Source organism: Amycolatopsis sp. FDAARGOS 1241, from assembly GCF_016889705.1.
GTDB lineage: Bacteria > Actinomycetota > Actinomycetes > Mycobacteriales > Pseudonocardiaceae > Amycolatopsis.
In genome coordinates, this window is the sequence record NZ_CP069526.1 from 6,445,989 (window position 1) to 6,457,876 (window position 11,888).

7 protein-coding genes and 1 pseudogene are annotated in these 11,888 nt (G+C 72.6%); 2 read left to right on the plus strand and 6 right to left on the minus strand.

Annotation, left to right across the window (positions count from 1 at the left end; translation table 11 throughout):
• Positions 1–11: 11 nt before the first annotated feature.
• Entirely contained in the window at positions 12–767 is a 756-nt protein-coding gene (locus I6J71_RS31520) for a metallophosphoesterase (RefSeq protein WP_204090181.1), read from the plus strand.
• Here the strand turns inward: I6J71_RS31520 and I6J71_RS31525 are convergent.
• The 6 genes and pseudogenes from I6J71_RS31525 to I6J71_RS31550 all read right to left on the minus strand — a co-directional run.
• Entirely contained in the window at positions 733–1,602 is an 870-nt protein-coding gene (locus I6J71_RS31525) for an SGNH/GDSL hydrolase family protein (protein WP_204090182.1), read from the minus strand. The genes I6J71_RS31520 and I6J71_RS31525 overlap by 35 nt on opposite strands.
• A 150-nt stretch (positions 1,603–1,752) precedes the next feature.
• Positions 1,753–2,940 (minus strand): phosphotransferase, encoded by a 1,188-nt coding sequence (locus tag I6J71_RS31530; RefSeq protein ID WP_204090183.1) that lies wholly within the window; start codon positions 2,938–2,940, stop codon positions 1,753–1,755.
• A 302-nt stretch (positions 2,941–3,242) separates the two neighbouring features.
• A complete protein-coding gene (aspS, locus tag I6J71_RS31535; RefSeq protein ID WP_204090184.1) occupies positions 3,243–5,024 on the minus strand; it encodes an aspartate--tRNA ligase in 1,782 nt (593 codons plus the stop codon).
• A gap of 138 nt (positions 5,025–5,162) precedes the next feature.
• The gene (locus I6J71_RS31540) at positions 5,163–5,624 is read right to left on the minus strand and encodes a hypothetical protein (RefSeq protein WP_204090185.1); all 462 of its coding nucleotides are present in this window, start codon (positions 5,622–5,624) and stop codon (positions 5,163–5,165) included.
• A 223-nt stretch (positions 5,625–5,847) separates the two neighbouring features.
• A complete protein-coding gene (locus tag I6J71_RS31545) occupies positions 5,848–7,776 on the minus strand; it encodes an intein-containing Rv2578c family radical SAM protein (protein WP_239154028.1) in 1,929 nt (642 codons plus the stop codon).
• Between the two features lie 158 nt (positions 7,777–7,934).
• Positions 7,935–8,668: pseudogene (locus tag I6J71_RS31550) on the minus strand (FAD-dependent oxidoreductase); the annotation flags it as partial.
• A 123-nt stretch (positions 8,669–8,791) separates the two neighbouring features.
• Here I6J71_RS31550 and I6J71_RS31555 point away from each other — a divergent pair.
• On the plus strand, positions 8,792–11,809 hold the full coding sequence (locus I6J71_RS31555; protein ID WP_204090187.1) for an AAA family ATPase: 3,018 nt from the start codon (positions 8,792–8,794) through the stop codon (positions 11,807–11,809).
• Positions 11,810–11,888 lie beyond the last annotated feature (79 nt).

The following is an 11,888-nucleotide window of genomic DNA, read 5'->3' on the forward strand; positions in this document are numbered from 1 at the left end:
AGAATCGCAGCATGGTGTCTTCCGTCGCGGTCCTGTCCGACATCCACGGTGTGCTGCCGGCGCTCGACGCCGTGCTCGCGGAGCCGGACGTCGAGTCCGCCGACGCGGTCGTGCTGTGCGGAGATCTCGCCGCCGGGCCGCTGCCGCGGCAGACGCTCGACCGGCTCGTCGCGCTGGGCGAACGCGCGGTGTGGGTGCGCGGCAACGCCGACCGCGAGCTCGTCGACCTTGCCGGCGGAGGCACCACGGCGATCCCGGACCCGATCGCGCCGTGGGCGGCCGGGCAGCTGCGGCCGGACCAGGTGGCGCTGCTCGCCGGGCTGCCGCTGAGCGTCACGCTCGACGTCGACGGGCTCGGCGAAGTGCTGTTCTGCCACGCGACCCCTCGCGACGACGAGGAAGTCGTGCTCGTAGACAGCCCGCTGCCGCGCTGGGCGGAGGTCCTGGACGTCGTCACTGTGGAAACCGTGGTGTGCGGGCACACGCACATGCCGTTCACGCGGCTGGCCGACCGCACGCGGATCGTCAACCCCGGCAGCGTCGGCATGCCTTACGGCACAACGGGTGCGCACTGGGCGTTGCTCGGCCCGGGCATCCAGCTGCGCCGAACCCCGTACGACGCCGGGAAAGCGTGCGAGGTGCTGGCCGCCGAGTCGGGGTACGCGGACATCACCGAGTGGGCCGACTACTTCGTGCGGAATCCGGTGTCGGACGCCGAAGCGCTGCGCGTGTTCAGTCCGCGCGCCCGCGGAACGAGCGCCACATGATCGCGACCGCGTAGGGCAGGAACTCGCGGCCGCGGCGCCACAGCCACGGCACGCCCTTCCCGACGAGCCAGCCGAAGTGGCTGAGCGCGCTTGGTTCCACGCCGCCCGAGCAGGTGAGGCTCACCGGCTCCGCCACGGCGTAACCGGCCTGCTCCAGCAGCGTCGTGAAGCCGAGTGCGAGCATGCGGTGCCCGAGCTCCGACGGGTGCAGCCGGTCGACGCTCCACGAGGTCAGCTCGTAGGCGCCGGGTAGCTCGTGGAGGTTGAGGCACGGCACTCCCTCGGCCGCGACGACCGCGTCGATGGCCGCGTTGAGCTCGGCGACGCGCGCGGCCAGCGCGCGCTTGATGGAGGACGGGAGGCGGAACACCTTGCTGTGGTCGTGGAACCGCACCGGCACGAGGAGTGTGCCCTGCGCGGCGAGGGTGCGGACGAGTTCGGTGAGGTCGGCGGAGATCTGCTCGGCGTCGAAGTCCGGCCGCAGCGTGTCGTTCATGCCGACCACCAGCAGGGCGACGTCGGCTCGGTGTGCGAGCACGGCGGGAAGTTGTTCGATGAGCACGTTCTTCATGCGCGCGCCCTCGAAGGACGGGTTGAGGTAACCGTCGTCGTCCACGCCGAGCGCGGCGGCGACCAGGGGACCCACCCCTCGCCAGCCGCCGCGGTTCGGCCGCGGGTCGCCGAGGCCGACGGCGGTGGAGTCACCCAGCACGGCCAGGCGCCGGGCGCGGCGCGGCTGTGCGGCGGGTGCCGCGGCGGTCGGCTGCGGCGCGGGATCGGCGGGTTCGGGGAAGTGGGTGACTTCGACGCTGATCACGGTCACGCCCAAGACCATCCGGCACCGAAACTCACCTGCGGTGATGACGAGGTAACGCCGCATGGACGGGGGCTGAAACTCTTGGCATGTCCTGTCCGCGCACGGGGGTCGGGAATGCCGGTTTCCCGCGTTCACCCGCCCGGCCCCGGATCTTCCGGACGAACCGGATCAGCGGAAGGCGGGGTAGAACGCCAGGTCCGCGTGCGGCCCCAGCCGCGCTCCCAGAGCCGCCGCCACGCGCTGCGCGTGCTCGGTGATGTCGGTGAGCCGCGCGTACCCCGCGTGCCGGGCCAGCTCGCGCCACCACGTGACGAGCGCGGCTTCGCGGCTCACCGGCGTCGCGTGGCGCGCGAGGTCCAGCGTCGGGAGGGTCTCGCGGGTGATGAGCCAGACCAGGAGCAGCTCGCTGATCGTCAGCTGCTCGGCGAGCTCCTCGTCGTCGGCGAACGAGGGCCACACGGACACGACTTCGGCGCGCCAGGCGGCGATCATGGCCTCGCTCATGCCCGCGGGCAGGGCCAGTGGGTCGGCACACGAGGCGAACGGCAGCCGCAGGTAAGCAGCGTCGACGAGGGCGGTGCGGACGCGGCCGCGTTCGAAGTCGAGGAACCGGACACCGGAGCCGGTCACCAGGTTGTTGTCCGGGCTGAGGTCCACCGGGCTGAACGCGCGGAACGGCGCCGACCGCGCCTGCGTGACGGCCCGCTCGACCCGCTCGAGGATCGGCGGGGCGACGACCACGTCGAGCAGTTCCGCCAGCAGCGGCGGCACTTCGGCGGTCGCCGCCGCGAGCCCGGCGTCCTGGTTGCGCACGGGGCCGCCGAGGCGGCGCAGCAGCGCGTTGAAGTCGGCTTCGCGGCTGGCGGTGCTCGCGTGCAGCCGGCCGAGCGAACGGGCCCACGACAGCAGCGCCCGTTCCGCCGCGCGGGAATCGCGCGAGGCGAGCTTGTCCTGCAGCGTCGGGGCGCGGCCGAGGTCCTCGATCACGAGCACCCGCTGGCGCCCGTCGTGGGCGAGCAGCTCGGGGCACATGCGCTCGTCGGGCGAGAGCGCCGTGAACAGCTGGTAGCTCACGGCTTCCTGCGCGAACGGGTCGGCCTCACCGGGCTCCGGCGGGTCCGGGTAGTGCTTGATGACGAGCGTGCGCGGCAGCGCGAACGACGACGACACGACCCTCGCGCGCACGACCGTCGCCGGTCCGCTGCCGGCGAGGTCTTCCGGTGACACCAAGGTGATCGCGCTGCCGAAGCGGCGCGAGAGCACCGCCTCGCCCGCCGCGACGGCCGCCGCGACAGCGAGCTGTCCGGCTCCTGCCCCGACGCCCGCGTCGCCGGCGGAGGAGGTGTCGACTGTCATTGGCACCGACCCTACTCGTGACTGAGCAACCATGACCACCGTGATCCGGGCAAGAAGCGGCGAACCGGCGGGGGTCCCGCGGCCCGTGTGAAACGGACGGAACAGGGCGGCGATACGTTGCTTGCACTTGCGAAGTATCAGCACATCGGCCGCCACGAGCACAATGCCGCAACCGCGTTCACCGGGGAGAACGGTTGTTCTTCGCTCTTGTGCCGGCCCGCCGCACCACGGGACCCGAGGACACCCCTGGCCCTGCGGGCTCCCCGCCGGGGGTCGCCCTCGCAGGTGAGGGCGACCCCCGGTCAGCTCTGCGGGGGCTGCGGCTTCGCGGGCTTCGCGTCGATGCCGGCTTCCTTGCGCTGCTGCGCCGTGATGGGCGCGGGCGCGGAGGTGAGCGGGTCGTAACCGCCGCCCGTCTTGGGGAAGGCGATGACGTCGCGCAGCGAGTCGGCCTTCGCCAGCAGCATCACGATGCGGTCCCAGCCGAACGCGATGCCGCCGTGCGGCGGCGGGCCGAAGGCGAACGCGTCGAGCAGGAAGCCGAACTTCTCCTGCGCTTCCTCTTCGCCGAGGCCCATCAGGGCGAAGACGCGCTTCTGCACGTCGCCGCGGTGGATACGGATCGAGCCGCCGCCGATCTCGTTGCCGTTGCAGACGATGTCGTAGGCGTAGGCCAGCGCGCTGCCCGGGTCTTGCTCGAACTTGTCGATCCACTCCGGGGTGGGCGAGGTGAACGCGTGGTGCACCGCGGTCCACTTGCCGGAGCCGACGGCCACGTCGTCGCCGATCTCCTCGACCGGCGCGAACAGTGGCGCGTCGACGACCCACACGAACGACCAGGCGTCCTCGTCGATCAGGCCGAGGCGGCGGCCGATCTCGTCGCGCGCGGCGCCGAGCAGCGGCTGCGCGGCGGACGGCTTGCCGGCGGCGAAGAAGATGCAGTCACCGGGCTTCGCGCCCGCCGCCTGCGCGACGTTCTCGCGCTCGGTCTCGGACAGGTTCTTCGCGACCGGCCCGCCGAGCGTGCCGTCTTCGTTCACGAGGACGTACGCGAGGCCCTTGGCGCCACGCTGCTTCGCCCACTCCTGCCACGCGTCGAGCTGGCGGCGCGGCTGGCCGGCGCCACCGGCCATCACGACGGACCCGACGTACGGCGCCTGGAACACCCGGAACGGCGTGTCGGCGAAGAACTCGGTGAGCTCGGTGATCTCGAGGTCGAAGCGCAGGTCCGGTTTGTCGGAGCCGTACTTCGCCATGGCCTCGTGGTAGGTGATGCGCGGGATCGGGCGCGGGATCTCGTGGCCGATCAGCTTCCACAGCGCGGACACGATGTCCTCGCCGAGCTTGATCACGTCGTCCTGGTCGACGAAGCTCATCTCGATGTCGAGCTGGGTGAACTCGGGCTGGCGGTCGGCGCGGAAGTCTTCGTCGCGGTAGCAGCGCGCGATCTGGTAGTAGCGCTCGAGGCCCCCGACCATCAGGAGCTGCTTGAACAGCTGCGGCGACTGCGGCAGCGCATACCACGAGCCGGGCTTGAGGCGGGCCGGGACGAGGAAGTCGCGGGCGCCCTCGGGGGTGGACCGGGTCATCGTCGGCGTCTCGACCTCGACGAAGTCTTGCGCGTCCAGCACCTCGCGCGCCGCGCGGCTCACCTTGCTGCGCAGGCGCATCGCGGCGGCCGGCCCGTTGCGGCGCAGGTCCAGGTAGCGGTACTTGAGGCGCACCTCTTCGCCGACGTCCACGCGGTCGTCGATCGGGAACGGCAGCGGCGCGGCCTCCGAGAGCACGTCGAGCTCCGTGGCGAGCACCTCGATCTCCCCGGTGGGGATCTCGGCGTTCTGGTTGCCCTCCGGCCGCTTCGCCACCTCGCCGACGATCTTCACGCAGAACTCCGAGCGCAGCGCGTGCGCGCGCTCCGCCATCTCGCCCTCGCGGAACACCACCTGGGCGACCCCGCTGGCATCGCGGAGATCGATGAAGATGACACCGCCGTGATCGCGCCGCCGGGCCACCCAGCCGGTGAGGGTGACGGTCTGACCGGCCTGCCCGGCACGCAGGGTGCCGGCTTGATGAGTGCGGAGCACTGCGACTGCTCTCCTTAGCCCACGGGTTCGTCGACGGGTTTTCGCCGAACACAGAGGCTAACGAACGGTCCGCCGACGGCCGCGACCAGGTTTGAGTCGCGGTTTCGGGCTCGGCGACCCCGCGGACCACGGACGGTCTCACCAGCCCCAGGGATGCAGGGCGCTCCAGGTGCCACCGGTCACCTCGAAGACCAAGTTCGAGCCTTCGAAGACCTCCTCGGCGTTCGCCAGGTGCAGGCTCCCGCAGCGTTCGGCGCACAAGTCGACCTGCAACAGCCCCTCGAAGCGGGTGAACTGCGGCGGATCGTAGAGGACCCAGCTGGTCGTGACGCTCTCGTCGATGCGGAACCGGCGCACGCCGTACAGGTCCAGGGACACCGGTTCCCACCGGATGTCCTCGCTCATCACCATGGCGTCGATCACGAGCCTGACGACCCGCGGGGGAATCGCCTGCCGCCCGGATTCCTGATCGACGACGACGCGGCGGAGGACGGAGTCGCCGAACCCGTACCGGTCCAGCAACGCCGCGACCCCCTCCTCGGTCAACGGGAACGGCCCGAGCTTCCGATCCGGCACCGACGCCGGTGGTGTCCAGATCACGGCACTCCTTCGTCCTCCGGCGAACGCCAGCTCTCCTTCGCCGACAGCGCAATCGCTGCGCGCCGTCGACGACGAAGCCGAGGCAACCACACCATTCGGCGGGCGGCGGCGACTGGGCAGGATTATCACGGAGCCGGGATGTGGCGGTGACCCGGCTGTCGGGGGCGTGGCGGCCGGGTCACCGCCCCTGAGCACGCCGGCCGAGGAAGGCCGGGCGGCGCGCTCAGAGCAGGCGCAGCTGTTCGGAGGCCGGGGGCGGGGCTTCGGCGCGGGGCGCCGGGACCTCCGGTTCGGCTGCGGTGCGGGGGTTGTAGCCCGTTTCTCGGGCCAGGCCGTGGCGGCGCAGCAGCGGGCCGACGCGTTCGCCGAGCAGCGCGCGGTAGCCGCGGTCGGCGTAGGCGCCGCGGGAGTAGAGGCGCTTGTAGCGGGGCACCAGCTGCGGATGGTTGCGCCCGAGCCAGGAGGCGAACCACTCGCGCGCGCCGGGGCGCAGGTGCAGGGGGATGACGGTGACGCTGCCGGCGCCGGCGTCGGCCAGTTGCGTGAAGAGGGCATCGAGGGCTTCGACGGAGTCCGTGAGGTACGGCAGCACCGGCGCGACGAGCACGGAGCACGGCAGGCCGGCCGCGCGGGCCTTGCGGACGAGGTCGAGCCGCGCCTGCGGGCTGGGGGTGCCGGGTTCGAGGCGGCGCTGCAGCTCGCGGTCGAGCAGGGCGATGGACACGGCGAGGCTCACCGGGACATCCTTCGACACCGCCTCGAGCAGTGGCAGGTCGCGTGCCATGACCGTGCCCTTGCTCAGGATCGACAGCGGCGTGCCGGAGTCGGCGAGCGCGCGGATGATGCCGGGCATCAGGCGGTAGCGGCCTTCGGCCCGCTGGTACGGGTCGGTGTTGGTGCCCATGGCGACGTGCTCGCGCTGCCAGCTCGGCCGTTTCAGTTGCGCCGCAAGCACTTGCGGCGCATTGACCTTCACCACGACCTGGGTGTCGAAGTCGTGGCCGGCGTCGAAGTCCAGGTACGTGTGGGTGTTCCGGGCGAAGCAATTGTGGGACACCATGCCCTCGGCGATGAAGTCGCCGGTGCCGGTGGTGATGTCGAACAGCGGCAGCTCCAGGCCGAGCGCGTCGACGGACGCGACGGTGCGCCGAGCGGATCCGATGGTGGCGCCGTCGAGAGAGCGCTTCCACGCGACGGCCGGGTCGGTCAGGTGCAGGAACCGCAGCACCTCCCCCGTGCCGCCGGTCAGCCGCGCCTGGCGCCGGCCCGGGTAGCGGCGGTGGCCGACGGTGTCGTACTCGAACGAAAACCGGTCCAGCGCCGCGAACATCGCGTCGACGACGTCGGTTTCGTCGTGGGCGATCGACAGCACTCCGCGCCGGTACGCGCCCGCCAGGTCGAACAGCCCCGCGAGGAATCCGCGCGACCAATGCGCGTCGGGTTCGGCCGGGAGCCGCATGAACCCGACGGACGAGCCGAAGTCGGGCAGGTAGCGCAAGGCGCGCGCCGCCGCGTCGGCCTCCGTGGCGAAGCCGCCGGAGCGGAGCATCCCGCACAGGTACCCGGCGCGGTAGCCGAGCGTTTCGTCGGGCGTGCGCGCGAACCGGCCCCCGCCGACGAGGTCCCCGCCCACCTCCAGGTGCGGCCGTTGCGCCGCGCCGAGCATGCTGCCCGTCACGTACTTCCAGCCCCGCGCGCCGAGGAACCGGTGGTCCGGACCGGCGACGATGGCGGTGCCGTCGTCGAGCGTCACGCGGTAGGCCTCGCGCACCGTCGTCCAGTGCGCCAGCACCTCCGTGGGCACCAGTCGCCGCGCGACGCCGTGCCCGCGCGTGCCGAAGATCAGGTCCCCCACCTTCAGCTCCGAGATCGGCTTGTGCCGGCCGTCGGCCATGAGGACGGGCGTGCCGCCTTCAAGGCAATACGTGCACGCGTGGGAGCACCCCCGGTAGGGGTTCACGGTCCACCGGAACGGCACCTGGGAACCCTCGGCCACCCGGTTCAGCACCGACTTGGCGTGCACCTCGTGAAAGGTGACGCCGTCGAATTCCGGTGACCGCACCGACCGCACCAGGCCGTCCAGCCCGGGCAGACTCGGCTCACCCTCCCCCGCTCGTTGTCGTTCCCATCGCACCCACCCAGTCGAACACATGTTCTAACCGGTGTCAAACAGGTGTTCGAACGCTCACGTCAGACCTGGAGTTGGTCCGGTGGCCCTGATCTTGTTCGTCGTGCCCAGGGTGGCGACCTCGTACGCCTCCGAGAGCGTCGGGTAGTTGAACACGGCGTCCACCAGGCAGTCCACGGTGGCACGGCGCCGTCGGCGACCTTCTCGCCGAAGCGGAACGTGACGCCAGATCGCGGAGGTGAAATTTCAGCGATTCCACGATCTCCGGGTCGCGGAAGTCCAGCATCTGGTCGCGCTGCTCGACCACGGTCACGCGCGAACCGAGCGCCGCGAACAGCGACGCGTATCCGATCCCGATCACGCCCGCGCCGACCACCACGAGCGACGACGGGATCTCCTCCGGCCGCAGGATCTCGTCGGAGTCGAGCACGCGCGCGGCGTCGAAGTCGACGTGGTGCGGCCGCGCCGGGCGGGTGCCGGTGGCGATCACAACCGGGTCCCCGGTGATCATCGTCCGGTCGCCCGGGTGCTTGCCCTCCACCAGCACCGTGTGCGGGTCGGCAAAGGAGCCCGTGCCCGGCACCAGGTCGAGGTGGTTGCGCAGCAACCGGCCTCGCACCACCTGGACCTCGCGCCCGGCCACGCGCTGCGTGCGCGCCATCAGGTCGGCGATCGTGATGTCCTGCTTCACGCGGCAACTGGCGGGAGGGGTTCGCGCAACGTCTTCGGCGGGATCGTGCCGGTGTTCACGCATACCCCGCCCACCACGTCGTGGCGACCCACGACCGCCCCTTCTTGCCCGGTTTCGCGGCCGCGGTGGCGGCCTTCCGCCCCCGGGGCCCGAGCCGATGACGATCAGGTCGTACTCGCGTTCATTCGCGGTCAAGAGCCTGCGCACCCGGCCGGTGCTCCGCAAACCCTGCGCACGCGCCGCCGCCGGGGATTCACGCGGTGTTCGCGCGGGCGTGCGCCGGACGGCGCAAGATCCCCCGGCCGGGACACACGGGACTAGCGTGCCTGCTCAGGAGGGCACCACGGGATGCTGCACATCTCGCTGCTGGGAGAGCAGTCGGTCACCGACGGTGCGACCGGGCCGGCGCTGACCCGGTCGCCGCGGGCGATCGCGCTCGTCGGCTTCCTGGTGACCCACGCCGGGCTGCCCCAGCCGCGGCAGCGGATCGCGGCGCTGTTCTGGCCCGACTCGTCCGACGCGCAGGCCCGCACGAACCTGCGCCGCGAGCTGCACCACCTGCGCCAGGTCCTCGGCGAGGAGTCGGCGCTGCTCGTGACGGCCCAGGACCTGTCGTGGCACGACACTCCGAGCTGCCGCGTCGACGTGCGTGTGTTCGAGGCCGAACGCCGCGCCGCCGTGGCCGCCGCGCGCGATGAGGAAGTGGTCGCGCACGCGGGTGCCGCGCTGGCCGAGTACCGCGGCGAGCTGATGCCCGGCCTGGCCGACGACTGGCTCGACGCGCCGCGCACCGAGCTCGAACAGGACTGCGTGGCGTTGTGCGACCTCCTGGGCGACGCCCAGGCGCGCCTCGGCGATCTCGCGGGCGCGGCCGAGACGGCCCGGCGCCGGATCCGCCTGCGGCCGCTGGAGGAGGTCGGTTACCGGACGCTGATGGGGCTGCAGGCCGAACTCGGTGACCGCGCGGGTGCCGTGAGCACCTACCACCGGTGCGCGGCGGTGCTCGAACGCGAGCTGGGCGTGGTGCCCGACCGCGCCACGCAGGCCTCGCTGCGGCGGCTGCTGGCCGACCCCGTGCCGGGCCGCGAGGGGTTCGATTCCCGGCTCGTCGGCCGCGCCCGCGAGTTCACGCTCCTGCGCGAGCTGTGGCGGAAAGCGGCGGGCGGGCAGCCGTCCGTGGCGCTCGTGCGCGGCGACGCCGGTGTCGGCAAGACGCGGCTCGTGGTCGAGCTGGCGCAGCTGGCGCGCAGCCAGGGTGCGGTGGTGGCGGGGACGCAGTGCTTCGGGACGTCCGGGCGCCTCGCGCTCGCGCCCGTCGCCGATTGGCTGCGCAACCCCGTGCTGCAGCCGACCCTGTCCGCGCTCGCCCCGGTGTGGCGCACGGAGGTCAACCGGCTCGTGCCCGCCGGCGGGACGAGCCGGCCGCCGCCGGTCGTGCGCGCCGTGGCCGACGCCTGGCAGCGGCACCGCTTTTTCGAAGGCGTCGCCCGCGCTCTCACCGGCGCCGGCCGGCCGACACTGCTGGTGCTCGACAACGCGCACTGGTGCGACCAGGAAACGTTGGTGTTCCTCCTCTTCTGCCTGGGCCTCGAGCCGCGGGCCCCGCTGTTGCTCGCCGCCACGCAGCGCACCGACCCCGGCGACGGCGCGCTGGCCGGCTGGACCGAGCGGCTGCGCGCCACCGGCCGCCTGACCGAAGTGGATCTGAGCCCGCTCGACGCGCCCGACACCGCGCGACTGGCCGAATCCGTGTCCGGCCGGCGGCCCGACGACGACGAGCTGGCGCTGCTGCACGCCGCGACCGGCGGATTCCCGCTGTCGGTGGTGGAGGCACTGCGTTCCGGCGGCGCCGGGCCGCCCGGCGACCTCGCCGCGGTGCTCGAAGCCCGGCTCAAGCAGCCGGCCCCGCAAGCGCGTGAGCTCGCCGGGCTCGCCGCGGCCGTCGGCCGGGACTTCACGCTCGACCTGCTCACCGAGGCGAGCGACCTCGACGCGGGGGCCGTGGTGCGCGCCGTCGACGAGCTGTGGCGGCTGCGGATCCTGCGCGACTTCCGCGACGGCTACGACTTCTCCCACGACCTGCTGCGCGACGCCGCCTACCAGCAGGTGAGCCGGCCGCGGCGCTGGCTGCTGCACCGCCGGCTCGCGCAGAGCCTCGAACTGCTGCACCCCGGCGACACCGGGTCCGTGTCCGCACAGCTGGCCGAGCAGTACGCGCGCGGCGGACGGCCGGACCGTGCGGTCGCGTACTACCGCCGAGCCGCCGAGCTGGCCGCGAGCACGTTCGCCCACGGCGAGGCGATCCGGCTGCTGCGCGAAGCGCTGGCGCTGCTGGCCGACGCGCCCGCCGGACCGGAGACCGACCGCCGGGAACTCGAGGTGCTCGAAGCGCTGTCGGGTCCCCTCAACGCCCGGCTCGGCTACTCTTCCGCCGAACTGCAGCGCACGCTCGAACGCTCCATCGAGCTCTCGGAACGCCTGGGACAGCCCGATTCCACGCTCGTCGGCCTCGTCGGGCTGTGGACGTCGAGGTTCGTGCAGGGCCGCACAGCCCGCGCGCACGAAGCCGCGAGCCGCGCACTCGCGCTCGTCGACGGGAGCACCAAGGACGAGCTGTCCGGATCCGCGCACTTCGCATTCGCGGGCTCGTCGGTGAGCCTCGGGCGCCCGGCCGAAGCGTTGCGGTACTTCGACGTGGCCGCGCGGCTCACGCGCGGGGCACCGTCGCTGCCGATCGGCACGCGGCCCGAGGTGCACAGCCCCGCGTGGGCCGCGCACGCGCACTGGCTGCTGGGTCACGACGACGAGGCCGTGCGGGAATGCCATGAGGCCGTGGAGATCGCGCGGACGTACCCCCACCCCTACAGCCTCGCCGTCGCGCTCGCGTACGCCGGGATCACGCACCAGATGCGCGGCGATCGCGCGCTGGTCGCGGCTTTTTCAACCGAACTGCGCGAACTGTGCGGCCGCTACGGCTTCGCTTACTACCGCGAATGGGGGCTCGTGCTCGGCGGGTGGGCGCGCGGTGACCGGGCCGGGCTCACGGACGCGCAGCGCGGCATCGCCAACCTCAAAGCCGAGGGTTCGCTGGCGCGCATGCCGTACTGGCTCGCGCTGCAAGCCGACCTGATGGCGCGCGACGGGCGGCCCGGCCCGGCCCGGGCCGCCCTCGACGCCGCCCTCGTCGTCGGCCAGGCGCGCGACGACCTGTGGTGGTTGCCCGAAGTGTTGCGGCTGCGGTCCGCCTACGACGCCCCGGAACGAGCGCGGCTGCGCCTGAAGGCCGCGGTGGAACTGGCTGCCGCGCAAGGCAGTACGACGCTGCGGCGGCGCTGCGAACGCGACCTCGAACGCTTCGCGGACTGAGGCCGAACGCTGCGCGAACGCCCCCTGCCTAGCTTCGGCGGCACAGGCAGCCCGACCGGGTGCCGTTCCACAACCAGGG